21 protein-coding genes and 1 riboswitch are annotated in these 23,946 nt (G+C 71.4%); of the genes, 11 read left to right on the top strand and 10 right to left on the bottom strand.

Annotated features, from left to right (window positions below; all coding sequences use genetic code 11):
* The first annotated feature begins 17 nt into the window (after window positions 1-17).
* Together ACFY60_RS04255 and ACFY60_RS04250 are read left to right on the top strand one after the other, a co-directional pair.
* Window positions 18-656, top strand: coding sequence for an HAD family hydrolase (locus ACFY60_RS04255; RefSeq protein ID WP_388609922.1), 639 nt, complete (start codon window positions 18-20; stop codon window positions 654-656).
* A gap of 104 nt (window positions 657-760) precedes the next feature.
* Complete coding sequence (locus ACFY60_RS04250; protein ID WP_388609924.1) at window positions 761-2,020, top strand: globin domain-containing protein; 1,260 nt, start codon at window positions 761-763, stop codon at window positions 2,018-2,020.
* 4 nt (window positions 2,021-2,024) lie between these two features.
* Here the strand turns inward: ACFY60_RS04250 and ACFY60_RS04245 are convergent, their stop codons facing one another.
* From ACFY60_RS04245 to ACFY60_RS04225, 5 genes are all read right to left on the bottom strand, one after another.
* On the bottom strand, window positions 2,025-2,504 hold the full coding sequence (locus tag ACFY60_RS04245) for an NUDIX domain-containing protein (protein WP_388609926.1): 480 nt from the start codon (window positions 2,502-2,504) through the stop codon (window positions 2,025-2,027).
* Window positions 2,505-2,558: 54 nt separating this feature from the next.
* A complete protein-coding gene (locus ACFY60_RS04240; protein ID WP_388609928.1) occupies window positions 2,559-3,452 on the bottom strand; it encodes a LysR family transcriptional regulator in 894 nt (297 codons plus the stop codon).
* A gap of 251 nt (window positions 3,453-3,703) precedes the next feature.
* Window positions 3,704-4,894 carry a cystathionine gamma-lyase gene (locus tag ACFY60_RS04235; protein WP_388609930.1) on the bottom strand — a complete coding sequence of 397 codons (1,191 nt, stop codon included), beginning with the start codon at window positions 4,892-4,894 and terminating at the stop codon, window positions 3,704-3,706.
* Window positions 4,891-5,388 (bottom strand): low molecular weight protein-tyrosine-phosphatase, encoded by a 498-nt coding sequence (locus ACFY60_RS04230; RefSeq protein ID WP_388609932.1) that lies wholly within the window; start codon window positions 5,386-5,388, stop codon window positions 4,891-4,893. Before ACFY60_RS04230 ends, ACFY60_RS04235 begins: the two co-directional genes overlap by 4 nt.
* A gap of 9 nt (window positions 5,389-5,397) precedes the next feature.
* Complete coding sequence (locus ACFY60_RS04225) at window positions 5,398-5,775, bottom strand: phage holin family protein (protein ID WP_309055141.1); 378 nt, start codon at window positions 5,773-5,775, stop codon at window positions 5,398-5,400.
* A 51-nt stretch (window positions 5,776-5,826) separates the two neighbouring features.
* On the opposite strand from ACFY60_RS04225, the gene ACFY60_RS04220 reads away from it, so the two are divergent.
* The 4 genes from ACFY60_RS04220 to ACFY60_RS04205 all read left to right on the top strand — a co-directional run bounded on the left by ACFY60_RS04220 (window position 5,827) and on the right by ACFY60_RS04205 (window position 8,137).
* Window positions 5,827-6,144: a cupin domain-containing protein gene (locus tag ACFY60_RS04220; RefSeq protein WP_309055142.1), complete on the top strand. Its 318-nt coding sequence runs from the start codon at window positions 5,827-5,829 to the stop codon at window positions 6,142-6,144.
* Between the two features lie 152 nt (window positions 6,145-6,296).
* Window positions 6,297-6,515, top strand: a complete 219-nt coding sequence (locus ACFY60_RS04215; RefSeq protein WP_388609936.1) for a DUF5326 family protein — start codon at window positions 6,297-6,299, stop codon at window positions 6,513-6,515.
* A gap of 325 nt (window positions 6,516-6,840) precedes the next feature.
* Window positions 6,841-7,566 (top strand): IclR family transcriptional regulator, encoded by a 726-nt coding sequence (locus ACFY60_RS04210; protein WP_388609939.1) that lies wholly within the window; start codon window positions 6,841-6,843, stop codon window positions 7,564-7,566.
* A 136-nt stretch (window positions 7,567-7,702) separates the two neighbouring features.
* Window positions 7,703-8,137, top strand: coding sequence for an SsgA family sporulation/cell division regulator (locus ACFY60_RS04205; protein WP_345280591.1), 435 nt, complete (start codon window positions 7,703-7,705; stop codon window positions 8,135-8,137).
* A gap of 156 nt (window positions 8,138-8,293) precedes the next feature.
* Here ACFY60_RS04205 and ACFY60_RS04200 read toward each other — a convergent pair whose 3' ends face one another.
* The gene (locus tag ACFY60_RS04200; protein ID WP_388609943.1) at window positions 8,294-9,700 is read right to left on the bottom strand and encodes a YibE/F family protein; all 1,407 of its coding nucleotides are present in this window, start codon (window positions 9,698-9,700) and stop codon (window positions 8,294-8,296) included.
* Between the two features lie 71 nt (window positions 9,701-9,771).
* A riboswitch (TPP riboswitch) is annotated at window positions 9,772-9,887 on the top strand.
* Here ACFY60_RS04200 and thiC point away from each other — a divergent pair.
* Window positions 9,882-11,696: a phosphomethylpyrimidine synthase ThiC gene (thiC, locus tag ACFY60_RS04195; protein WP_388609945.1), complete on the top strand. Its 1,815-nt coding sequence runs from the start codon at window positions 9,882-9,884 to the stop codon at window positions 11,694-11,696. (Overlaps the previous riboswitch by 6 nt.)
* 104 nt (window positions 11,697-11,800) lie before the next feature.
* On the opposite strand, the gene ACFY60_RS04190 is transcribed toward thiC, so the two are convergent.
* From ACFY60_RS04190 to ACFY60_RS04180, 3 genes are all read right to left on the bottom strand, one after another.
* On the bottom strand, window positions 11,801-12,457 hold the full coding sequence (locus ACFY60_RS04190; protein ID WP_388609947.1) for a hypothetical protein: 657 nt from the start codon (window positions 12,455-12,457) through the stop codon (window positions 11,801-11,803).
* Window positions 12,458-12,616: 159 nt separating this feature from the next.
* On the bottom strand, window positions 12,617-14,056 hold the full coding sequence (locus ACFY60_RS04185) for a metallophosphoesterase (protein ID WP_388609949.1): 1,440 nt from the start codon (window positions 14,054-14,056) through the stop codon (window positions 12,617-12,619).
* 331 nt (window positions 14,057-14,387) lie between these two features.
* Window positions 14,388-15,494, bottom strand: a complete 1,107-nt coding sequence (locus ACFY60_RS04180) for a LacI family DNA-binding transcriptional regulator (RefSeq protein WP_388609951.1) — start codon at window positions 15,492-15,494, stop codon at window positions 14,388-14,390.
* A 519-nt stretch (window positions 15,495-16,013) separates the two neighbouring features.
* Here ACFY60_RS04180 and hisC point away from each other — a divergent pair.
* The gene (gene hisC / locus ACFY60_RS04175; protein WP_388609955.1) at window positions 16,014-17,111 is read left to right on the top strand and encodes a histidinol-phosphate transaminase; all 1,098 of its coding nucleotides are present in this window, start codon (window positions 16,014-16,016) and stop codon (window positions 17,109-17,111) included.
* A 28-nt stretch (window positions 17,112-17,139) separates the two neighbouring features.
* Here hisC and ACFY60_RS04170 read toward each other — a convergent pair whose 3' ends face one another.
* A complete protein-coding gene (locus ACFY60_RS04170; RefSeq protein ID WP_388609957.1) occupies window positions 17,140-17,520 on the bottom strand; it encodes a cyclophilin-like fold protein in 381 nt (126 codons plus the stop codon).
* A gap of 199 nt (window positions 17,521-17,719) precedes the next feature.
* Here ACFY60_RS04170 and ACFY60_RS04165 point away from each other — a divergent pair, with 199 nt between their 5' ends.
* From ACFY60_RS04165 to cydD, 3 genes are all read left to right on the top strand, one after another.
* A complete protein-coding gene (locus ACFY60_RS04165) occupies window positions 17,720-19,228 on the top strand; it encodes a cytochrome ubiquinol oxidase subunit I (protein ID WP_388609959.1) in 1,509 nt (502 codons plus the stop codon).
* Between the two features lie 18 nt (window positions 19,229-19,246).
* Complete coding sequence (gene cydB, locus ACFY60_RS04160) at window positions 19,247-20,248, top strand: cytochrome d ubiquinol oxidase subunit II (RefSeq protein ID WP_388609961.1); 1,002 nt, start codon at window positions 19,247-19,249, stop codon at window positions 20,246-20,248.
* Window positions 20,249-20,329: 81 nt separating this feature from the next.
* Window positions 20,330-23,917 carry a thiol reductant ABC exporter subunit CydD gene (gene cydD, locus ACFY60_RS04155; protein ID WP_388610220.1) on the top strand — a complete coding sequence of 1,196 codons (3,588 nt, stop codon included), beginning with the start codon at window positions 20,330-20,332 and terminating at the stop codon, window positions 23,915-23,917.
* Window positions 23,918-23,946 lie beyond the last annotated feature (29 nt).

Genomic DNA, 23,946 nt, shown 5'->3' with positions numbered 1-23,946 from the left:
CGTCTGCCGTCCGGACGATGTTTCACGTGAAACTGCACCTGTTCGACCTGGACGGCACCCTGATCCGAGGTTCCGCGGCCGCCGTGGAGATCTCTCGGCAGCTGAACCTCTCCGAGGAGATCGCGGCCTTGGAGAAGGGATTCCTGGGAGGCCTCACGCCTGACGAGTTCGCCGTCCGGGCCCATGCGCTGTGGGCCGAACTCACCCCCGAGAAGGTCACCGCGGCCTTCGAGGGAGCGCCCTGGCTGGACGGCATCCGCGAGGTCTGGTCAGACATCCGCGAACGGGGTGAGCGGTCCGCCGTCATCTCCCTCTCCCCGGATTTCTTCGTCGAGCGCCTGCTCGACTGGGGCGCCGACACGACGCACGGCTCGGCCTGGCCCGCCGTGCCCTTCACCGCGCCCATCCACCGCCCCGGCATTCTCGACGCCGCCGCCAAGGTCCGGATCGCACAGGAACTGTGCGCCCGGTACGGAGTCGGGTTCGAGGACTGCGTGGCCTACGGGGACTCCATGTCCGACGCCGCTCTCTTCGCCGCCGTCCCGCACACCGTGGCCGTGAACGCCGACCACCACCTGGCCGGACTGTCCCGACACACCTACACGGGCGGCGACCTGCGGGAGGCCTACGCGCTGATCCGAAACGGCGGAGCCTAGCCGGAAACCCGGCCCCATGCGCCGGGAACAGCGCTTTCCGTCCGTACGAGGGGCCGCACCCCGCAAGCTGCGATCAAGGAATCCGGCTGCGCGAGGCGAGGCACATGATGAATGCTCCGGCCACCCCGACGGAGGTGGAGGCCCGAATAGCGACGGCTCCCCGGGTGGAGGGCGGCCCGACAGCGGTCCCTCCCGGGACGGTGGGCGCTCCCCGCGCCGTGGGCTCCGCCCGCCCGGTGGAGACCCCCGGCACCCCCACGCCGTCCCGCGACGCGGTGCTCGTCCGCCGCACCTTGGCGGAGATCGAACCGATCGCCGACCGAGTGACCTCGTACTTCTACGCGCTGCTGTTCCTGCGCCGCCCCGAGCTGCGCGACATGTTCCCCCCGGCCATGGACACCCAGCGGGACCGACTCCTTTCGGCGCTCCTGACGGCGGCCGGGCACCTGGACGACGTGCCGGCCCTCACCGCGTACCTGACGGACCTCGGCAAGGGACACCGCAAGTACGGCACCCAAGCCGACCAGTACCCGGCCGTCGGCGAGGCGCTGACCGGGGCGCTCGCCCGGTACGCCACCGTGAGCTGGAACGCGGAGACCGAGGCGGCCTGGACCCGCGCGTACGCGACGATCTCCCGGATCATGATCGACGCGGCGGCGGAGGACGAGAGAAAGGCACCGGCCTGGTGGCAGGCGGAGGTGGTCTCCCACGACCTGCGGACCCCGGACGTCGCCGTGCTCACCCTCCGTCCCGACCAGCCGTATCCCTTCCTCGCGGGCCAGTACACGACACTGGAGACGCCGTGGTGGCCGCGGATCTGGCGCCCGTACTCCTTCGCCTCCGCGCCCCGCCGGGACGGGTTGCTCTCCCTCCACGTGAAGGCCGTTCCGGCCGGCTGGGTCTCCCAGGTGCTGGTGCACCGGGCGCGGCCCGGCGACGTCCTGAGGCTCGGTCCGCCGACCGGTGCGATGACGGTCGACCACGCCACCGACAGCGCGCTGCTCTGCCTCGGTGGCGGAACGGGCATCGCCCCGATCAAGGCTCTCGTCGAGGACGTCGCCGAGCACGGGAACCGTCGCCCGGTCGACGTCTTCTACGGGGCCCGCCACGGCCACGACCTCTACGAGATGGACGCGCTGGAGCGACTCCAGAAGGCCTTCCCCTGGCTCTCGGTCCACCCCGTCACCGGGGAGCGGGGCCGGCTTCCCGAGGCCGTGCGGAGCGCCGGTCCCTGGCAGGAACGGGACGCCTATCTCTCCGGACCGCTGGGAATGGTGCGGCGGGGCGTCGACGTGCTGCGCGCAGCGGGGGTGGCCGAGGAGCGGATCCGCCACGACTTCCCCGCGGAGCCGGCTCCCGCGTAGCGGATCAGCCCAGGTCAGGGGCGTGCATGGCCCGGACTCCCTCGATGTTGCCGTCCAGGTAGTGGCGCAGGGAGAGCGGGACGAGGTGCACGGCGGCGATCCCGACCCGGCTGAAGGGGACGCGGACGATCTCGTACTCGCCGACCGGTTCCTCGACCTCCGGCCCGTGCCGGAGGGCCGGATCCATGGACTCCAGCCGGCAGACGAAGAAGTGCTGGACCTTCACTCCTGAGACCCCGCCGTCCTCGATGTGCTCGACGGTGTCGACGAAGCAGGGGACCACATCGGTGATCTTGGCGCCGAGTTCCTCGTACACCTCGCGGTGCAGGGCCGCGACGACGGTGCTGTCGGAGGGCTCCACGCCGCCGCCGGGGGTGAGCCAGTACGGATCCATCCCCGGCTTCGTGCGCTTGATGAGGATCAGATGGTCCCCGTCGAGCAGGATGGCGCGTGCGGTGCGCTTGACCACGGGCCGTTCGGTCATGGGAAGAAAATGGCCCGTTCCGGGTCTCCTGAAACGCGCCGGGCACCCCGGGAGTCACCAGGATCCGGCGACCCGCAGCAGTTCCTCGTGCGCCCGCGCCAGATGCGCGAGGGCGAGCGTGCCGGTCCTGGCGACCAGGAAGTACGTGCGCAGGGGAGGGACCGGCGGTTCGAGGAGTGCCACGAGCCGCCCGGCCGCCACCGCCTCCTCGCACAGGTAGCGCGGCAGCACCGCGAGGCCCGCGCCCGCGGCGGCCGAATCCCGTACGGCCCGCAGGTCGGGGGCGATCACGGTCGCCGCCGCGGCCGGCTTGGACTCGAAGACGGCGGCCCAGTAGCGGGAGACGAACGGAAGCGACTCGTGGACCTCCACCACCGGGAGCTGCTCCAGGACCACGGCGCCCCTGCGGAGCCCGTCGGGGGAGAGCCGGGCCGCCCAGCGCGGGGCGGCGACCAGGACGTGTTCCTCGTCGCAGAGCGGGGTGGCGGTGAGCAGTCCCCCGCGCGGGCGGGCGGTGGCGACGGCCAGGTCGTGGTGACCGGCGGCGAGGCCGTCGAGGATGTCCTCGGTGTCCTCCAGGAAGGAGGCGCGGACGGCGAGTCCCTGGGCGATCAGCGGGGTCAGTGCGGGCAGCACCCGCAGTGCGGTGAACTCCGGCGGGCCCGCGACGTGCAGGGTGCGCAGGCCGCCCTCCTCGCTCAGCCCGGTCTCGGCGATCTCGACCAGGGCGTCCAGGTGCGGGGCGGCGCGGTGGGCCAGCTCGTCCCCGAGGGTGGTAGGGGTGACCCCACGGGCCTGCCGGAGGAAGAGGGGGCGTCCCAGCTGGCGTTCCAGGGTGCGGATCTGACTGGTGACAGCGGGCTGGGAGAGCCCGAGGAGAGCGGCGGCACGCGTGAAGGAACCGGCCCGGTGCACCGTGACGAAGGTGCGCAGCAGGGCCAGATCCATGCCCGCCCCCTCCCGGCCGTGCGGCCGTTCGACTCAGGCGGCCGGCTGACGGCGCCTCAGGACCGTCCAACTATAAATAAGTCGATAGGCAGCTGTCGTTACCGTGATTGGACACTGACGCTCAGTCAACTAGCCTTGTTCAGGCGGTCTCCGCGCGTGGAACCGGCGGCGTTCCGAGCCACGAGGGGGGAGGCTCGGGACGCCGTCGTTCCGCACGCGCGCGGCGGCCCGCCGGTTCGACGGGCCTCCGGTCAGCCCACGGGTCCCGTGGCGTCGAGGGCCCGGAGCACATCGGCGATCAGGTCCTCGGGGTCCTCGGCGCCCACGGAGAAGCGGATGAAGCCCTCCGGGACCGCGTCCCCGCCCCAGCGCCCGCGCCGCTCCGCCGTCGAGCGGACCCCGCCGAAGCTGGTCGCGTCGTCCACCAGGCGCAGCTCCTCCAGGAAGCGTTCGGCGCGCTCACGGTCCGCGAGCGCGAAGGAGACGACCGGCCCGTAGCGCCGCATCTGCCGGGAAGCCACCGCGTGCGACGGGTCGCCGGGCAGCCCCGGGTAGCGCAGGCCCGTCACGTCGGCCCGCGCGGCAAGGGCCTGCGCGAGCGCCAGGGCCGTGGCGCACTGCCGGTCGATCCGCAGCTGGAGCGTGGCGAGCGAGCGGTGGGCGAGCCAGGCCTCCATGGGGCCCGGGATCGCACCGACGATCTTGCGCCAGCGCCGGACCTCGGCGGCCCGCCGGGGATCGCGGCAGCTGACATGGCCCAGGAGGATGTCGCCGTGGCCCGTCATGCCCTTGGTGTCGCTGGCGACGGAGAAGTCCGCGCCGAGTTCGAGGGGGCGCTGGCCGAGCGGGGTCGCGAGCGTGTTGTCGACGGCGACGAGAGCTCCGGCGGCATGGGCCGCGGCCACCAGGCGGCGGATGTCGCAGACGTCGAGGCCCGGGTTGGACGGGCTCTCGATCCACAGCAGCCGCGCACCGTCGAGCAGGCCCAGTTGGGCGTCCCCGCCGGTCGGCGCGGTCCGGACCTCGATGCCGAACGCGCGCAGCTGCTCATGGACCAGCGGCAGCGCCTGATAGCCGTCGGACGGCAGCACCACGGCGTCCCCGCCGGTGAGCTGGGAGAACAGGACGGCCGAGATCGCGGCCATGCCGGAGGCGAAGACCAGCGTCTCCACGTCCGGCTCCCCCGGGGCCTCCAGCTCGCCGATCGCCCGCTCGAGGTGGGTCCAGGTGGGGTTCTCGTCGCGGCCGTAGGTGTACGGGCCGGTCGGTTCGCCCGGCAGATGGAAATGGGCGGCGAAGACGGGGCCCGGCAGAGTCGGCTCGTACTTCACGGGCTCGGGGAGCCCGGCGCGCACGGCCCGGGTGCCGTCGCCCCAGGGACGTACCGGAGCCGGCGCGGTCCCCGGAGCCTCCTGTCCCGGGCTGTGTCCCTGTCCGGTCATGGCGTGAGCTCCTTCAGCTCGGCGTCGACGGCCGCGAGGAGCCCCCGGCCCGCGGACTCCACCATCTCCAGGCATCGCTCGAATCCCTCGCGGTCGCCGTAGTACGGGTCGGGTACGTCGAGGTCCGCGGTGACGGCGGCGACCGGGTCGTACGAGCGCAGCAGCCGTATCCTCGCCGCCTCCTCGGGCGTGCGGGCCAGACGCCGGAGCGCGCGGAGGTGTCCTTCGTCCAGCGCGATCACCAGGTCGAGGACGGAGAACCAGGAGGCCCGGAAGCGGCGGGCGGTGTGCGCGGAGGTGTAGCCGCTCCTGGTGAGGGCGGAGACGGTACGGGGGTCGGCCGGGTCGCCCTCGTGCCACCCTTCCGTGCCGGCGCTGTCCACCTCCACCAGCCCGCCGAGGCCGGCCTCCGCCACCTGGCGGCGGAAGACGTGCTCGGCCATGGGCGAGCGGCAGATGTTGCCGGTGCAGACGAAGCAGACGCGGTAGGTCATGGCCGGCGCTCAGTCGCGGTCGGGCAGGACGACGTTGAGCGCCCAGGAGACGACGGAGATGATCAGGCCGCCGAGGACGGCGGTCCAGAAGCCCTCGACGTGGAAGCTGAGGTCGAGCTTGTCCGCGAGCCAGGAGGTCAGCAGCAGCATCAGGGCGTTGATCACCAGGGTGATCAGGCCCAGCGTGAGGATGAACAGCGGAAGCGTCAGCAGCTTCACGACCGGCTTCACCAAGAAGTTCACCAGGCCGAAAACCAGGGCCACGAGGATGAGCGTGAGGGCCTTCTTGCCGGTGCTCTCACCGGTCAGGGTGATGTCCTGGAGCAGCCAGATGGCGACTCCCAGGGCGCCCGCGTTCGCGAGCGTCTTGACTACGAAATTCATCATGTGTCTGATCGTGGCAGACATGATCAGGCCGAGGGCAGGGGCGGACGGGCGATGAAGGCATTCCGGCTGGACGAACTGGAGGCGGAGCGTGCCGCGAACGAGGGCGCCTATCTCCAGTTCCTGCGCGAGCGGAACATGTCGGTGGGCCTCTACGCGCTGGACGCCGGGGCGCTGGACCCGCAGCAGCCGCACGGCCAGGACGAGGTGTACTTCGTGGTGAGCGGCCGGGCGGCGATCACCGTCGGGACGGAGACGACGCAGGTGGCCCGGGGCAGCGTGGTGTACGTGCCGGCCGGGGTGCCGCACAAGTTCCACCACATCAGCGAGGACCTGCGGGTCCTGGTGGTCTTCTCTCCCCCGGAGAGCTGATCCGGCCCCGTTCCAACGGGCACCCCCTAGGGGGCGGATCAGGGGAGAGCGGGGGGAGCGGGGCCCCCGTGCCGTGCTTCGCGCGCCTAGCCTTGAGACGTCCGGTGCGGGAATGTGCCTGACGGTTCGTTCGAGAGCGAGGGAGAGGGACGATGGCGGTACGGGAGATTCTCGCGGGCATGCCCTGGTGGGTGAAGTGGGTGGCGATACCCGCCCTGGCCCTGCTCGTTTTCGGTGGGCTCCTCACCACGGTGCTGGCCTTCGTGATCGGCCTGCTGTTCAAGGTGCTGCTGTTCGTGGCCCTCGTCGCCGGACTGATCTACGTCGTACGGAAGTTCATATCGCCGTCCCGCTCGCGCGAGGACTGGTAGTGCGGGCTACTGACCAGTATGAAGAAGGCGCAGGTCGTTAGCCCGCGCGAGGGAACGCGCCGGTCGAAACAGGGTGACCGCCCTGGACCTGCCATTAAGGTGGCAGTCCTCCGCCGTGTTGGGAACCCCAGGCGTAGGCCCCCGTACTGACCAGCGGTTTCCGGCTCGTCCCCCACGGGCCCGCGTTCGGGCCCGCAGGGGTTCCCAGGCACGGCGGTCGCGCGGGGGCGGCCCCCGCGAGCGGGTGCACCGCACCCGTTGTCACGCCTGGGGGTGACCTTTGGCCACGGTTACGCAGACGGCTGCGCCTACCCTGATCGGTTCGGTGCAGCGGGCGCTGAGACTCCTGGAGGCCGTCGCCTCCCACGCGGACGGCGCACCCGCCAAGCAGCTGGCCCGCGAGACGGGACTCCCGCTGCCCACCACGTACCACCTGCTCCGCACCCTGACGCACGAGGGCTATCTGCTCCGCGAGAAGGGCCTGTTCGTCCTGGGAGAGGCCGCCGGGCGGCTGGCCCGCGGCGGAGCTGTGCAGAATCGTCGCATCAAGATCGAGGACTCCCTCGCCCGCTGGCGGGACGAGATCGGCGCGCCGGTCTACTTCGCGCTCTACCGCGACGGCGAGATCGAACTCGTCTCCGTCGCCGACACGCCCTCCTCCCCCGCCGTGGAGGAGTGGGCCGATTTCCGCGAGACCGCGCACGCCCACGCGATCGGGCAGTGTCTGCTGAGCCAACTCGATCTGAAATCTCGTCAAGACCACCTCGATCGCCATCCGGTGGCTGCGATGACGCCGTATACGCTCTGTAACCGTCAAGCCCTTTTGGAGCGTTTGGCCGGTTTCGGGCGGATGGAACCCGTGGTGGAGCGGCAGGAATATGCGCTCGGCACGGTATGTGCCGCCTTCCCTGTCACCGTGGGCTCCACGGCGGCCGCACTGGCTGTCTCCGTACCGCTCCACCAGGAAGAACGACTACTCCCAGCCATCGAGCGGCTACGTACCGAGGTCGGAAAGCTGTTCAGCTCGCTCGCTTTCTCTATCAGTATCTGAAAAATCACTCCTTGTGATCCGGTAGCGCGTACAGCACGATTGCGTCAAGAGGGCCACGAGGGATCATTCCTGGCCGTTTCGGTCACAGCTTCAGCAGCTGTGTTCACACACTGCTCCACCGACTGCGGGGTACATGATGCGAGAGACGGTTCAGGCCGAGGTCCTGATGAGCTTCCTCGTCTCCGAGGAGCTCTCCTTCAAGATCCCGGTCGAACTGCGATATGAGACCCGGGATCCGTACGCGGTGCGCATGACCTTCCACCTCCCCGGGGACGCGCCGGTGACCTGGGCGTTCGGCAGGGAACTGCTGCTCGACGGGATCAACCGGCCCAGCGGGGACGGGGACGTGCACATCGCCCCCACCGAACCCGAAGGACTCTCCGACGTCTCCATCCGCCTCCAGGTCGGCAGTGACCGCGCGCTGTTCCGAGCCAGCGCGCCGCCGCTCGTCGCCTTCCTGGACCGGACGGACAAGCTGGTGCCGCTGGGGCAGGAATGCACCCTCGGTGACTTCGAGGACAACCTGGAGGCGGCCCTCGGCCGGATCCTGGCCGAGGAGAACGCCGGCTGACACACACGGAAGCCGGGAGACCGTACCTGTCGGGCGGTCACCGGTGCCTGTGGACGAACGACGGCCCCGGGACCCTGCGCCCCGGGGCCGTCGTCCACCCCGCCGCCGGGCACCCGCTCCCGGCGGCCCGGGAATGCCGTACCGAGCGGCCGGGGCCTACTTGGCCCGGCGCCGCCGCCCGCCCCGTACCGGCGCCGTCTTCCTGCCGCCGGCGCCCCCCGGGCGGTCGGCCGAGACGACCAGGGCCGCGAGCCCGGTGGTGACCGGCACGGAGGCGACCAGACCGATCGAACCGACCAGCGTCCGTACGATCTCCTCCGCCACCAGCTCGCTGTTGGCCACCGTGCCCACGCTGCTCTGCGCGATCGAGAACAGCAGGAGCAGCGGCAGGGCCGCACCGGCGTAGGCGAGGACGAGGGTGTTCACCACCGAGGCGATGTGGTCCCGGCCGATCCGGATGCCCGCCCGGTAGAGCGCGCGCGGGCCCATCCCGGGATCGGCCTGGTGCAGCTCCCAGACCGCCGAGGTCTGGGTGACCGTCACGTCGTCGAGCACGCCGAGCGAGCCGATGATGACGCCCGCCAGCAGCAGACCCGACATGTCGATGTTCGGGTAGAGGCCGTGGATCAGACCGGTGTTGTCGTCGGTGTTGCCGCTCAGCGAGGCCCAGCCGATGAACAGCGAACCGAGCAGGCCGATCAGCATCAGGGAGATCAGCGTGCCCAGCACCGCCACCGAGGTGCGGGCCGACAGGCCGTGGCACATGTACAGCGCGATGAGCATGATCGCGCTCGACCCGACCACCGCCACGACCAGCGGATTCGAGCCCTCCAGGATCGCCGGCAGGATGAAGAGGGTCAGCACCAGGAAGCTCACCGCGAGCGCGACCAGCGCCATCAGACCCCGCAGCCGCCCGACCACCACCACCGCCAGCGCGAAGATGCCGGCCAGCAGTGCCATGGGCATCTTCCGGTTCACGTCCGTCACCGAGTACTGCAGGTCCCGGGGTGCGTCCGGCGCGTACGCCACCACGACGCCCTGCCCTTGGTCCAGTTGGCGCGGGGCGTCCGGCTGCACGATCTCGACGAACCTGCGGCCCTTGTCCTTTCCGGTGGTGACCTCGACGGTCGCCTTCTCGCACTGTCCCTGCTGGGCGTTGACCGCCTCCCGGCCCTGTGGGGTGGAGGTGTCACCGGTCGGGGGCACCTGGGCGGCGTTCACGTCCTTGCAGTCGACCCGCTCGACCGAGACGACCGTGCCCTGCTCGGTCTGGCGGTCGAAACCCACGCCGGTCCGCTCGTGCGCCGGCGTGCCGCCCGGCCACAGCACCGCGAGGCCGACCACGACCGCCGTGGCGAAGGGGATCAGGACCGCCGCGATGACCCTGCGCAGGTGGCGCGAGACGGGCGCGGCGGGACCGTGGGCATGGCTGTGCCCGTGGCCGGAGCCGGACCCGTGCCCGGGTGCGTGAGCGGGGACGGGCGGGGGTGCGTGACCGTGGCCATGGCCGCCCGCACCGTGGCCGTGGTCGTGCGGATCGGGGGTCTGCTGCGAGGAAGTCACCGACCGATCATCGCAAGAACGTCGGGGGCCCACTGTTCAGCACGCCAGGGATGACGCTAGCGTGGTGGCACCTTTGCACACGCGGGAGCTCGGAGCACCGGGCTGAGAGGGCGCTGACGACACGCTGCGCCGACCGCCGAACCTGTTACCGGGTAATGCCGGCGTAGGGAGATTCGGTCTCATGACCATTCAGGATGCGCACACGCCTGCCTCCGGCGAGAACACCGCCGGGAACAACGCCTCGGGAGCGAACGCCTCCGAGCGGCGGACGCCGGGCTGGCACAAGGGGTACATCGAAGGCTCGCGCCCCGACCTGCGGGTGCCGGTCCGTCAGGTGCACCTCACCAACGGCAAGGACGTGACCCTGTACGACACGTCCGGTCCGTACACCGACCCCACCGTCGACACCGACGTGCGGAGGGGTCTTCCGCCGCTGCGCGAGAACTGGATCATCGCGCGCGGCGACACCGAGGAGTACGCGGGCCGTCCGGTCCGCCCCGAGGACGACGGCATCAAGCACACCTCGCCGCGCGGCGGCGGGCTGAAGAACCTCGACGCCGTCTTCCCCGGCCGCCCCCGCCTGCCGCGCCGCGGCCGGGAGGGCCGGGCGGTGACCCAGCTCGCGTACGCCCGCCGGGGGGAGATCACCCCGGAGATGGAGTACGTGGCGATCCGCGAGAACGTCTCCCCCGAGGTCGTACGGGAGGAGATCGCCGCAGGTCGCGCGGTGCTGCCGGCCAACGTCAACCACCCCGAGATCGAGCCGATGATCATCGGCAAGCGGTTCCTGGTGAAGGTCAACGCCAACATCGGCAACTCCGCCGTCACCTCCTCCATCGAGGAGGAGGTGGAGAAGATGACCTGGGCGACCAAGTGGGGTGCCGACACGGTCATGGACCTCTCCACCGGCCGCAACATCCACACCACTCGCGAGTGGGTGCTGCGCAATTCCCCCGTGCCCATCGGCACCGTGCCGCTCTACCAGGCCCTGGAGAAGGTCGACGGCAGGGCCGAGGAACTGACCTGGGAGATCTACAAGGACACGGTCATCGAGCAGGCCGAGCAGGGCGTCGACTACATGACGGTCCACGCCGGCGTGCTCCTGCCGTACGTGCCGCTGACCGCGCGCCGCAAGACCGGCATCGTCTCGCGCGGCGGCTCCATCATGGCGGCCTGGTGTCTCGCCCACCACAAGGAGAACTTCCTCTACACGAACTTCGAGGAGCTCTGCGAGATCCTCGCCGCCTACGACGTCACGTACTCCCTGGGCGACGGGCTGCGGCCCGGTTCGATCGCGGACGCCAACGACGAGGCGCAGTTCGCGGAGCTGCGCACGCTCGGCGAGCTGAACACGATCGCCAAGCGGCACAACGTGCAGACCATGATCGAGGGCCCCGGGCACGTCCCGATGCACAAGATCAAGGAGAACATCGACCTCCAGCAGGAGATCTGCGAGGAGGCGCCGTTCTACACGCTCGGCCCGCTCACCACGGACGTGGCGCCCGCCTACGACCACATCACCTCGGGCATCGGCGCGGCGATGATCGCCTGGTGGGGCACGGCGATGCTCTGCTACGTCACGCCCAAGGAGCACCTGGGCCTGCCCAACAAGGACGACGTGAAGACGGGCGTCATCACCTACAAGATCGCCGCGCACGCGGCGGACCTGGCGAAGGGGCACCCCGGGGCCCAGGAGTGGGACGACGCGCTCTCCGACGCGCGGTTCGAGTTCCGGTGGGAGGACCAGTTCAACCTGGCGCTCGACCCGGACACGGCCCGTGAGTTCCACGACGAGACGCTGCCCGCGGAGCCGGCGAAGACCGCGCACTTCTGCTCGATGTGCGGTCCGAAGTTCTGCTCGATGAAGATCTCCCAGGACATCCGCCGCGAGCACGGCGGCGACCTGAAGGCCGAGGAGATCCAGGCGGGCATGGCGGAGAAGTCGGCGGAGTTCGCGGCGAGCGGCAACAGGGTGTACCTGCCGCTGGCGGACTGACCTCCGCACGACGGGGGGACCGGTCGGCGGCTTCGGGGGGAGTCGTCGGCCGGTTCCGTTTCCGCTTTCTACGGGGCCTTCCCGTGGGTCGGGAGGCGTACGGCTCACGGGGTGGACGCGTCCGGGGCCGGGTCGGCGGGTGCCGTGGCGGCGAGGGCGGTGGTGAGGAAGGGGAGGATGCCGCGTTCCAGGAGGGCCCGGCGCCAGGCCTCGCGGGCCAGGGAGAGTTCGTCGGCCGGGGCGGGGTCGTCGCGGTCCGCCGCGGCCGGGTTGTTGCGGAGGGCCGTGACCAGGAGCCCGGCGCCCGCGCACAGCAGGCCCCCGGCGGCGATGGCGCCGAAGACGAGGCCGGCGGTCAGCAGCGTCCCGCCGAACACGACGGTCGGGGCCAGGGCGTGCAGCACCGCCCCGACCAGCAGGAAGATCGCGGCTGCCGAGCCGGCGAGGACGGGCACCATGACGGTGATGATGGCGGCCACGCCCGGGCCGGGGCCGTCGTGCGCGGAGGTGGGCGGCCGGGGTGCGGCGGGGGCCCGGCTCTGTTCCCGGACCCTGACGAAGTGCTCGTACTCGCTCGCCGCCGCGGCGGCGATCAGCGCTGTCGCGTTCAGCGCCATGGAGCGCAGCTGGGCGCTCGTCAGCCGGCTGCCGAGACCGTCGAGTTCCGGCCGTGTCCCGGCGGTGCGCAGTGCGTCGTCGAGGACCCGCTCGTACTCGGCGCGGTCCTCGGTCAGCAGGTGCGGAGCCACGTTCATGTGCATCCCCCGATGCTCCGTAGGCCCGAAGCGCCGCAGGCAGCGGCGGGTTGGGCGGAAACGGAGGAGAGCCTGCTTGCGGATGGTCCGATGGTATTGCGGGGACCGTGGGCGCTGACAGGGAGTTTCCGGAATTCGACTTTTCCGGGTGCGGAGGGTGACGCGTCAGGCGGGCAGGGGGAGTTGGACGACCAGCAGCTTTCCGGCCATGGTCACGCCACCGTCCATGGCGATCGCGAGACCGTCGGCGTACACGTGCGGACCGTCGACGACCGGGCCAGAGGAGTCCTCGCCGTCCTCCGCGCCGACCTGGCCGAGGAGGTACGGGATGGGGCTGTGGCCGTGGACGACGCGGTGGCCGCCGTAGGTGGAGAGGAGTTCCTGCACGGCCTGGGGTCCGCCGTCGTCGCGGAAGGCGAAGCGCTTGGTGAACTTGCGGAAGAGGTCCCAGACCTCGTCGGCGTCGTTCCGGTTGAGGATCTCGTGGACGGTGTCGTTGACGTCCTCGATCGTCTCGCCGTACTCCAGGTACGCGGTGGTGTCGGAGTGCAGCAGGAGGTGGTCGTCCTCCCGCACGACGGCGTCGAGCCGGGACATCCACTGGAGGTGGACGTCCTGGAGCCGGTCCATGTCGGTCTTCTGGCCGCCGTTGAGGAGCCAGGCGGCCTGGAAGGTGGCGGTGCCGGCACCGGAGTTGACCGGTGTGTCGCCGAACCGTTTGGCGCCGATGAGCAGCAGCTCGTGGTTGCCCATGAGGGCCTTGCAGTAGCCGCCGGCGGCGGCGGCCTCGGCGGAGAGCCGCATGACCAGGTCGATGACACCGATGCCGTCGGGGCCGCGGTCGGTGAAGTCGCCGAGGAACCAGAGGCGGGCGTTGCCCGCGGCCCAGCCGCCGTTCTCGTCGATGAGGCCCTGCGCGTACAGGGCGGCGACGAGTTCGTCGAGGTAGCCGTGGACGTCACCGACGACGTACAGCGGTCCGGGCCCTTCGCCGGTGGCGGCGCCCGGCGCGGGCGCGGGCGCGGGGGCCTGGGTGACGTGGACCTGGACGGTGTCGCCGCGGTTGATCACCGGGAGGTCGCGTTCGGTCGGGGTGTAGCCCTCGGGTGCCTGGCCCTCGGGAAAGGCGTTGCCCGGGTGCCCGGTGGCGACGGTGACGATGGAGGAGGAACCGGCCGGGTCCGGGTACGCGGCGGCGGGCACCCGGCCGAGGTGCAGGGTCGGATCGGCGGGCTGCGGCGCGGTGGGCATCGGCGCGTGGGCATCGGGCGCGGTCGGCTGCGGCGTCGCCGGCTGGGGCGCGTGCGGCTGCGACGGGACGGGCCGCGGTGCCGGGGCGGCCTGCGGATCCGCCTGCCGCGGGGCGGCGGTGTGCGCCGGTGCCGTGGGCGGCAGGGGCGGGGCGGAGGCCGGGGGAGCAGCGGGGGCGGGTGGAGCCGTCGGCGGTACGGGGGGTGCCGGCGGGGGCGACGCGGCCGGGGGCTGGTCGCCCGTCGGCGGTTCGGTGGCGTGGCCCTGAACGGGCACGCGGGCGTACGGCGGTACGCGGAAGTCACGCAATGTCGCCGTGCGCACCACGGGCTCCTGCCCGGCCCCCTGAGTCATCGACCCCTCCACCACCGTCGCGATGCCCTGCACATCGCGGACCGGCCTGGTCGGGGTGGTCCGCGGTGTCGTCCGCCCATCATAGGAATGAGGGTCCTCCTGTGTGACGCACCAGGGGTGGTGAATCCGGGTCCACTCCGGGTTCACCGGTTGTTTCGCCCGAATTGAGAAGGTCCGGTCCAGGGTTCAACCCGGTGAGGCGTCCGGTTTGGCCGTCACCGCCCACGGGCAGGGGCGGGACGGTGATCCTCGGCCGGTCCCTCGCGAGTCCTTGCGGCTCCTTACGGCTCCTTCTGGCCAGGACCGGCGTGTTCCGGTCCTCGGCCGGTGGTCAGTCCTTGGAGGGTGAGCGCGGCGGGCTGACCGTCGTGCGGGGCGGGCGCCGCTGCGAGGAGGTGCGGACGATGAGTTCGGTCGGTATCACCTGCTCGACCGGACCGTCGGTCTCGACCCCCTCGATGGCGTCGATGAGGAGCTGGACCACGGCGGTACCGATGCGGCGCGGCTTGAGGGACAGGGTCGTGATGGGCGGCTCGGTGGTGGCGTAGACCGTCGACTCGCTGCAGCAGACGAGCAGCAGGTCGTCGGGGACACGCAGTCCGTAGCGGCGCGCGGCCGCGAGGAGGTCGGTGCCGTTCGGGTCGAAGAGGCCGTAGACGGCGTCGGGCCGGTCCGGGCGGGCGAGCAGCCGATCGGCCGCGACGGCGCCCGCGCACGGATCGTGCGCCGGATAGGCCTCGTAGACGGGGTCCTGGCCGACTCGTTCGCACCAGTTGAGGTACGCGGTGGTCGACAGGCGGGTGTAGGTGTCGGTGGTGGTGCCGGTGAGGAGGCCGATGCGGCGGGCGCCGGCGGCGGCGAGATGGTCGAGCAGGTCGAGGACGGCGGCTTCGTGGTCGTTGTCGACCCAGGCGGTGACCGGAAGGGTGCCGGCGGGGCGTCCGTCGGAGACGACGGGCAGGCCCTGGCGGACCAGTTCGGTCACGACCGGGTCGTGGTCGGAGGGGTCGATGACGACGGTGCCGTCGAGGGCGACGTTCGACCAGACGTCATGGCGGGAGGTGGCGGGGAGGATGACCAGGGCGTAGCCCCTGGCGAGCGCGGCCGAGGTCGCGGCTCTGGCCATCTCCGCGAAGTACGCGAATTCGGTGAAGGTGAAAGGTTCATCCCCGTACGTGGTCACGGTCAGGCCGAGGAGCCCCGACTTGCCGGTACGGAGGGTGCGGGCCGCCGCGGATGGGCGGTAGCCCAGCCGGTCTGCGACCTCGCGGACGTGGCGGCGGGTGGCGTCCGGGAGTCGGCCCTTGCCGTTGAGCGCGTCGGAGACAGTCGTGATGGAGACCCCGGCGGCGGCGGCCACGTCCCGGATGCCTGCTCGGCCCTGCCGGCTTCCCCGGGTCTGTGCCCGGCTCACCTGGTGCTTCCCTGCTGCTGTCATGGCGAGCCGATAGTAGGGCGACCGGGGGTGGTCGGGACGGCCGCATATGCGCCTCTTTACAGTCACGTTTCTGCTTGATCGATTTTACGAATCACCTTGCAAATAAAGGCATTTGGGGATTCCTTTCTGCACTGAGTGGGGTCGGGGTGGTGTGGGCCTGGCGTGCGGCGGGCGCGGCCAAGTGGTCGCAACTCACCTCTTCGGGGGACGCGCGCCACGGCGCTCGCCACCGGCGCGCGCCACCCGGCTGCGCGCCCCCAGGGGTTTTCGCCCGTCCGCTCCCTCCCCCGGCCGGGCCTTCCCTCGCGGCAGGGCCGGGCCGGCCGCCGCCCCATCCGGTGGGGCCGGCCGCCCCCGGGCCCGTCCGTGCGGGCGGTCCTCCGCCCCGTCCCGTACGGCCCGTCACGGGTCCCGTTTCCCCAGCGTGTCCCTCCTGTTGTCCACAGGCCATTCGCAGCGGCGGCGAATCCTCATAAGGTGAGGAGTATTGGTGGTACGGACGGTCGAGGAGGCCACACTGTGAGCGAGACCAGCGGGACGAGCACCGGCAGCCCGAAGCTGCGCGCCGAGCTGGACGGCATCCCCACCTACAAGCCGGGCAAGCCGGCCGCCGCCGGTGGGCCGGTGGCCTTCAAGCTCTCCTCCAACGAGAACCCCTACCCGCCGCTGCCGGGGGTCATGGAGAGCGTGGTGGGCGCCGCCGCGACCTTCAACCGCTACCCGGACATGGCCTGCACGGCGCTGACGCAGGAGCTCGCCGACCGCTTCGGCGTGCCGGTGTCGCACATCGCCACCGGCACCGGCTCGGTCGGCATCGCCCAGTCGCTGATCCAGTCGACCGCGGGCCCGGGCGACGAGGTGATCTACGCCTGGCGCTCCTTCGAGGCCTACCCGATCATCACGCGGATCAGCGGGGCGACCTCGGTGCAGGTGCCGCTGACCGAGGGTGAGGTGCACGACCTCGACGCCATGGCCGAGGCGATCACCGACCGGACGCGACTGATCTTCGTCTGCAACCCCAACAACCCCACGGGCACCGCCGTGCGCCGGGCCGAGCTGGAGCGCTTCCTGGACCGGGTGCCCTCCGACGTCCTGGTGGTGATCGACGAGGCGTACCGCGAGTTCGTCCGTGACACCGAGGTTCCGGACGGCATCGAGCTGTACCGGAACCGGCCGAACGTCGCCGTGCTGCGCACCTTCTCCAAGGCGTACGGCCTGGCCGGCCTGCGGGTCGGTTTCGCGGTCGCCCACGAGCCGGTGGCGGCGGCGCTGCGCAAGACGGCGGTGCCGTTCGGGGTGAGTCAGCTGGCGCAGGACGCGGCGGTGGCCTCGCTGCGGGCCGAGGACGAGCTGCTCGGACGGGTGGGATCGCTGGTCGCCGAGCGTGAGCGCGTCCACGCGGGGCTCGTGGCCCAGGGCTGGACCGTCGCGGACACCCAGGCGAACTTCGTCTGGCTGCGGCTCGGCGAGCGGACCATGGACTTCGCGGCGGAGTGCGAGCGGCACGGCGTGGTGGTGCGGCCGTTCGCGGGGGAGGGCGTCCGCGTCACGATCGGTGAGTCCGAGGCGAACGACCTGTTCCTGAAGGCGGCGGAGGGCTTCCGCAAGGAGGGCTGAGCAGCCCCCGGGGGAGCGCTGGGGCCGGTCAGGCCTGCGCGCGTTCGACGCGGATCGGGTCACCGTCCCTGACGGTGGCCAGGATCCGCGGGTCCCCGTCCAGCGCCCCGAGCAGATTGCACGGACTGGCGAGGCGGCTCTCGTCGCCCCGGGAGATCGGGGTCGGGCCGTAGGGGAGGGCCAGGGCGTCGCCCTCCGTCCAGAACGCCACCGTGCCCGGGTCGACGACCTGGCGTGCCCCCTCTTCGCGGGGTACCGAGACAGGTGTGTCGAAATACACTTCCTCGCCCCAGGTGCGGGCGGTGGAGGAGATCGGGAGGGCCCTCGCGAGCGCGGCGCTCGTGGGGGTGTCCTCCAGGGTGGCCGTGGTGTGCCCGGCCGGCCAGGAGATGTGAATCCGAAGGGTCATGCCCCGGATTCAACAATATGTTGAAGGTCTTGGGAAGACCGGACCTTCGACAGGGGGACCCCCGCTTGCCAGTACGGATTTCGTATGAGTCATAATGCTTGTGAATGTGAACGCGTTCACAAGCTCGTCCAACTTGTCCCCTTTATGGGGGACCAAAGGGACAAACTGCCGATGCACCACGGCGATGTAAGGAGAAGACGTGGACCTCGCTCTTGCGCCGGAGACCTTGGCGCGCTGGCAGTTCGGCATCACGACCGTCTACCACTTCCTCTTCGTCCCGCTGACGATCTCGCTCGCCGCGCTGACCGCCGGTCTCCAGACCGCGTGGGTCCGCACGGAGAAGGAGAAGTACCTCCGTGCGACGAAGTTCTGGGGCAAGCTCTTTCTGATCAACATCGCCATGGGTGTCGTCACCGGCATCGTGCAGGAGTTCCAGTTCGGCATGAACTGGTCCGACTACTCGCGGTTCGTCGGTGACATCTTCGGCGCGCCGCTCGCCTTCGAGGCGCTCATCGCGTTCTTCTTCGAGTCGACCTTCATCGGCCTGTGGATCTTCGGCTGGGACAAGCTGCCGAAGAAGATCCATCTCGCCTGCATATGGATGGTGTCGATCGGCACCATCCTCTCCGCCTATTTCATCCTGGCGGCGAACTCCTGGATGCAGCACCCGGTCGGGTACCGCATCAACGAGGAACGCGGCCGCGCCGAGCTCACCGACTTCTGGCTGGTGCTCACCCAGAACACCGCCCTCACCCAGTTCTTCCACACCATGACGGCCGCCTTCCTCGTCGGCGGCGCCTTCATGGTCGGCATCTCCGCCTTCCACCTGGCGCGCAAGCGGCACATCCCCGTCATGCGGACCTCGCTGCGGCTCGGCCTGATCACGCTGATCATCGCCGGCCTGGGCACCGCCATCAGCGGCGACCTGCTCGGCAAGGTCATGTTCAAGCAGCAGCCCATGAAGATGGCCGCCGCCGAGGCGCTCTGGGACGGTGAGGCGCCCGCCCCCTTCTCGATCTTCGCCTATGGCGACGTCGACAAGGGTCACAACAAGGTCGCCGTCGAGATCCCCGGTCTGCTGTCCTTCCTGGCCAACGACGACTTCACCTCCTTCGTCCCCGGCATCAACGACGTCAACAAGGCCGAGCAGGAGAAGTACGGCCCCGGCGACTACCGGCCCAACATCCCCGTCGCCTACTGGGGCTTCCGCTGGATGATCGGCTTCGGCATGGCCTCCCTGACCCTCGGCATGGCCGGCCTCTGGCTGACCCGCAAGAAGTTCCTGCTGCCGCCGGACCTGCGGACCGGTGAGGACGAGGTGCCGAACCTGGTCCTGTTCAGGCGGCAGGCCCTCAGCCCCCGTCTGACCAGGTGGTACTGGCTCGTGGCCCTGTGGACCATGGCGTTCCCCCTGATCGCCAACTCCTGGGGCTGGATCTTCACCGAGATGGGCCGCCAGCCGTGGGTCGTCTACGGCGTCCTGCGCACCCGTGACGCCGTCTCCCCCGGTGTCTCCACCGCCGAGGTCATCACCTCGATGACCGTCTTCACCTTCCTCTACGCGATCCTCGCCGTCATCGAGGTCCGCCTGCTCGTCAAGTACGTCAAGGCCGGACCTCCCGAACTGACCGAGGACGACCTCAACCCGCCCACCACGATCGGCGGGGACACCCGCGACGCCGACCGGCCCATGGCCTTCTCGTACTGAGGCTCAGGAGATCGAGGCATGGAACTCCACGACGTCTGGTTCGTACTCATCGCCGTCCTCTGGACCGGCTACTTCTTCCTCGAAGGCTTCGACTTCGGGATCGGGGTCCTCACCAAGCTGCTCGCCCGCGACCGGCCCGAGAAGCGGGTGCTCATCAACACCATCGGGCCCGTCTGGGACGGCAACGAGGTGTGGCTGCTCACGGCGGGCGGCGCCACCTTCGCCGCCTTCCCCGAGTGGTACGCCACGCTGTTCTCCGGCTTCTACCTCCCGCTGCTGATCATTCTGGTCTGCCTGATCATCCGCGGAGTCGCCTTCGAGTACCGGGCCAAGCGGCCCGAGGAGAACTGGCAGCGCAACTGGGAGCAGGCCATCTTCTGGACCTCCCTGATCCCCGCCTTCCTCTGGGGCGTCGCCTTCGGCAACATCGTGCGCGGTGTGAAGATCGACCGCGACATGGAGTACGTCGGCGGCTTCTGGGACCTGCTCAACCCCTACGCGCTCCTCGGCGGCCTGGTCACGCTCACCCTCTTCACCTTCCACGGCGCGGTCTTCGCCGCGCTCAAGACGGTCGGGGACATCCGGGGCCGGGCGCGGGCCCTGGCCTTCAAGCTCGGCCTGGTCACCGCCGTCCTCGCCCTCGCCTTCCTGGTCTGGACGCAGGCGGACAAGGGCTCCACCGGGAGCCTGGTCGCGGCCGGCGTCGCCGTGGTGGCGCTCGTCGGGGCGATCGGGGCCATCCGGGCGGGCCGCGAGGGCTGGTCCTTCGGACTGTCCGGGGTGACGATCGCCGCCACGGTGGCGATGCTGTTCCTGGCTCTCTTCCCGAACGTCATGCCGTCCTCGCTCGACCCCGCGTGGAGCCTCACGGTGACGAACGCGTCGTCGAGCCCGTACACCCTCAAGATCATGACCTGGTGCGCGGCCATCGCGGCTCCGCTGGTGATGCTCTACCAGGGCTGGACGTACTGGGTGTTCCGCAAGCGCATCGGTACGCACCACATCGCCGACGCGCACTAGCACCGAGGAGGGCCCGCTCCCGGGCCCTCAGAAGACCCCGCACCGACCAGGGCTGTCGCTCACGAGAAGGGCATGTTTCACGTGAAACCGATCGACCCGCGCCTGCTCCGTCACGCCCGTGCCACCCGCGTCTTCCTGGTCGCGGTGGTGCTGCTCGGCCTGGTCGGGGCGGCGCTGGTCATCGCCCAGGCGATGCTCATCGCCGAAGTCGTCGTAGGGGCCTTCCAGGAGGGGCTGTCGCTCCCCGCCCTCACGACACCCCTGGTGCTGCTCGCGGCCGTCGCGGTCGGACGCGGGGCGGTCTCCTGGCTCACGGAACTCGCCGCGCACCGGGCGAGCGCCGCCGTGAAGTCCGAGCTCCGTGGCCGGCTCCTCGCCCGCGCGGCGGCCCTCGGCCCCGGCTGGCTCAGTGGTCAGAGGACCGGGTCCCTCATCGCCCTCGCCACCCGGGGTGTCGACGCGCTCGACGACTACTTCGCCCGCTACCTGCCGCAACTCGGTCTCGCGGTGGTCGTTCCGGTCGCCGTCCTGGCCCGGATCGTCACCGAGGACTGGGTCTCGGCGGTGATCATCGTCGTCACCCTGCCGCTCATCCCGGTCTTCATGATCCTCATCGGCTGGTACACCCAGGCGCGCATGGACCGGCAGTGGCGGCTGCTGTCCCGGCTCTCCGGACACTTCCTGGACGTGGTCGCGGGCCTGCCCACCCTGAAGGTCTTCGGACGGGCGAAGGCCCAGGCCGAGTCCATCCGGGCGATCACCTCGGAGTACCGCCGCGCGACCCTCCGCACGCTGCGGATCGCCTTCCTCTCCTCCTTCGCCCTCGAACTCCTCTCCACCCTCTCGGTCGCCCTGGTCGCCGTGACCATCGGCATGCGGCTCGTCCACGGTGAACTCGACCTCTACACCGGGCTCGTGATCCTCGTCCTGGCGCCCGAGGCCTATCTGCCCCTGCGTCAGGTCGGCGCGCAGTACCACGCCGCGGCGGAAGGCCTCGCCGCGGCGGAGGAGATCTTCGAGGTCCTCGAACAGCCGGTACGGGGAGGCGGGACGGCCCCGGTCGGGGACACCGTGCGCCTGGAGCTCGACCGGGTGACCGTCCGCCACGCGGGGCGCGCCGAACCGTCCCTGAACGCGGCGACGCTGACCGTGGAACCCGGCGAGACCGTGGCCCTGGTCGGACCGAGCGGCGTCGGCAAGTCGACCCTGCTCGACGTGGTGCTCGGCTTCACGGTGCCGGAGGACGGTTCGGTACGGGTCGGGGGCGCCGCGGCGCCGGGCACCGGGAGCGCGGAGCTGGCCTCGATCGACCTGGAGGCCTGGCGGGAGCGGATCGCCTGGGTGCCCCAGCGGCCGTACCTCTTCGCGGGGACGGTCGCCGAGAACGTACGTCTCGCCCGGCCCGACGCCTCCGACGAGGCGGTACGGCAGGCGCTGCGGGACGCCGGGGCCGACGGCTTCGTCGCCGGGCTGCCGCGGGGACTCGCCACGGAACTCGGCGAGGACGGGGCCGGACTGTCCGCGGGCCAGCGCCAGCGCCTCTCGCTCGCGCGGGCCTTCCTGGCGGACCGGCCGCTGCTGCTGCTCGACGAACCGACGGCGTCGCTGGACGGCGAGACGGAGGCCGGCGTGGTCGACGCGGTCCGCCGGCTCGCGGCCGGACGCACCGTCCTGCTCGTGGTGCACCGCCCGGCGCTCCTCGCGGTCGCGGACCGGGTGGTACGCCTGTCACCGTCGGAGGGTCCGGCCGGGCCCGCCCTGCCGGGGGCCACGGCCGTGGGCGCTCTGGACGGGACGGAACGGGACGGCGGGACCGGAGGCGCCGCCGGGGCGGCCGGGGATGCCGTACCCGCAACCGAGACCGGGTCCGCCGGGGAAGCGGGGGCCCCGGACTCCGAGGGTCCCGGACGGTCGGTCCTCGGGCGGGTCCGCGCGACGGCCGGTGAGCTCAGGGGCAGGATGGGCCTCGCCCTGCTCCTCGGCAGCCTCGCCCTCGGCTCCGCCGTCGGCCTCATGGCCGTCTCCGGCTGGCTGATCTCCCGCGCCTCCGAGCAGCCGCCCGTCCTTCACCTGATGGTGGCGGTCACCGCCACCCGCGCCTTCGGCATCGGCCGGGCCGTGTTCCGCTACGCCGAACGCCTCGTCTCGCACGACGCCGTGCTCCGCATGCTGGCCGAGCTGCGCGTATCCGTCTACCGGCGCCTGGAGCGGATCGCCCCGGCCGGGCTGCGCCGCACCCGGCGCGGTGACCTCCTCTCCCGGCTCGTCCAGGACGTCGACGCCCTCCAGGACTACTGGCTGCGCTGGCTGCTGCCGGCCGGCGCGGCCCTGGTCGTGGGCGTCGCCTCCGTCGGTTTCACCACCTGGCTGCTGCCCGAGGCCGGAGCCGTACTCGCGGTGGGGCTGCTGCTCGCCGGCATCGCGGTGCCGCTCGTGAGCGGGGCCCTCGCCCGGCGGGCCGAGCGCCGTCTCGCCCCCGCCCGGGGCCTTCTCGCCACCACGGTGGGTGACCTGCTGCGCGGCTGTGGCGAACTGACGGTCGCCGGCGCGCTGCGCGAACGGACCGCGCGGGCCGCCGCCGCCGACCGCGCCCTCACCGGCATCGCCTCCCGGCAGGCCGCCGCCACCGCGCTCGGCACCGGACTCTCCGCCCTGGTGTCCGGTCTGACGGTGGTGGCCGCCGCGTGCGCGGGCGTCCAGGCCGTACGCGACGGGCGGCTCGACGGGGTGGCCCTCGCCGTGGTCGTCCTCACCCCGCTGGCCGCCTTCGAGGCCGTCACCGGACTGCCCCTCGCCGTCCAGTACCGGCAGCGCGTGCGACACAGCGCCGAGCGGGTCTTCGAGGTGCTCGACGCGCCCGTCCCCGTCCACGAACCACGGACGCCAGCCACTCCCCCGGCGAGCCCGTTCCCGCTGGTCCTCGACGGGATCACCGCCCGGTACGCCGGGCAGGACCGCCCGGCGCTCGACGGCTTCGGGCTCACCCTGGAGCCCGGCCGGCGGATCGCCGTCGTCGGCGCCTCCGGCTCCGGCAAGACCACGCTCACCCAGGTGCTGCTGCGGTTCCTGGACACCGAGCACGGCGCGTACCGGCTGGGCGGGGTGCCCGCGCGGGAGCTCGACGGGGACGACGTACGGCGGTTCGTGGGCCTCTGCGCCCAGGACGCCCACCTCTTCGACAGCTCCGTCCGTGAGAACCTGCGGCTCGCACGGCCCGGCGCCGAGGACGCCGAACTCCGCGAGGCGCTGCGGCGGGCCCGGCTGCTCGGCTGGGTGGACGGGCTGCCGAACGGCCTCGACACCCTCGTCGGCGAACACGGCTCGCAGCTGTCCGGCGGCCAGCGCCAGCGCCTCGCGCTCGCCCGCGCCCTCCTCGCCGACTTCCCGGTCCTCGTCCTCGACGAGCCGGCCGAGCACCTGGACCTGGCCACCGCCGACGCCCTGACCGAGGACCTGCTGCGAGCCACCGAGGGCCGCACCACGGTGCTCATCACCCACCGCCTGCACGGCCTCGACGCGGTGGACGAGGTGCTGGTCCTGGACGCCGGCCGGACCGTTCAGCGTGGCCCGTACGCCGCACTCGCCTCCGTGGACGGGCCCCTGCGGCGGATGCTGGCTCAGGAGCGGGCGACCGATCTGCTCACGGCGGCGGCGGACACGGGAAGGTGACGCGGCAGGGAGCCGGGAGCGGGCGTCCG

Source organism: Streptomyces sp. NPDC012827 (assembly GCF_042900905.1).
In the GTDB taxonomy this organism is placed as follows: Bacteria; Actinomycetota; Actinomycetes; order Streptomycetales; family Streptomycetaceae; genus Streptomyces; species Streptomyces gulbargensis.
The sequence above is the reverse complement of the archived record's forward strand: the minus strand, read 5'-3'. Positions and strand labels throughout refer to the sequence as shown.

Bases quoted from the DNA above. Each gene is read 5' to 3' on its own strand.
- ACFY60_RS04255 (WP_388609922.1), top strand. From the start codon at position 18: ATGTTTCACGTGAAACTGCACCTGTTCGACCTGGACGGCACCCTGATC.
- ACFY60_RS04250 (WP_388609924.1), top strand. From the start codon at position 761: ATGATGAATGCTCCGGCCACCCCGACGGAGGTGGAGGCCCGAATAGCG.
- ACFY60_RS04245 (WP_388609926.1), bottom strand. From the start codon at position 2,504: ATGACCGAACGGCCCGTGGTCAAGCGCACCGCACGCGCCATCCTGCTC.
- ACFY60_RS04240 (WP_388609928.1), bottom strand. From the start codon at position 3,452: ATGGATCTGGCCCTGCTGCGCACCTTCGTCACGGTGCACCGGGCCGGT.
- ACFY60_RS04235 (WP_388609930.1), bottom strand. From the start codon at position 4,894: ATGACCGGACAGGGACACAGCCCGGGACAGGAGGCTCCGGGGACCGCG.
- ACFY60_RS04230 (WP_388609932.1), bottom strand. From the start codon at position 5,388: ATGACCTACCGCGTCTGCTTCGTCTGCACCGGCAACATCTGCCGCTCG.
- ACFY60_RS04225 (WP_309055141.1), bottom strand. From the start codon at position 5,775: ATGATGAATTTCGTAGTCAAGACGCTCGCGAACGCGGGCGCCCTGGGA.
- ACFY60_RS04220 (WP_309055142.1), top strand. From the start codon at position 5,827: ATGAAGGCATTCCGGCTGGACGAACTGGAGGCGGAGCGTGCCGCGAAC.
- ACFY60_RS04215 (WP_388609936.1), top strand. From the start codon at position 6,297: ATGGCGGTACGGGAGATTCTCGCGGGCATGCCCTGGTGGGTGAAGTGG.
- ACFY60_RS04205 (WP_345280591.1), top strand. From the start codon at position 7,703: ATGCGAGAGACGGTTCAGGCCGAGGTCCTGATGAGCTTCCTCGTCTCC.
- thiC (WP_388609945.1), top strand. From the start codon at position 9,882: ATGACCATTCAGGATGCGCACACGCCTGCCTCCGGCGAGAACACCGCC.
- ACFY60_RS04190 (WP_388609947.1), bottom strand. From the start codon at position 12,457: ATGCACATGAACGTGGCTCCGCACCTGCTGACCGAGGACCGCGCCGAG.
- ACFY60_RS04185 (WP_388609949.1), bottom strand. From the start codon at position 14,056: ATGACTCAGGGGGCCGGGCAGGAGCCCGTGGTGCGCACGGCGACATTG.
- ACFY60_RS04180 (WP_388609951.1), bottom strand. From the start codon at position 15,494: ATGACAGCAGCAGGGAAGCACCAGGTGAGCCGGGCACAGACCCGGGGA.
- ACFY60_RS04170 (WP_388609957.1), bottom strand. From the start codon at position 17,520: ATGACCCTTCGGATTCACATCTCCTGGCCGGCCGGGCACACCACGGCC.
- cydB (WP_388609961.1), top strand. From the start codon at position 19,247: ATGGAACTCCACGACGTCTGGTTCGTACTCATCGCCGTCCTCTGGACC.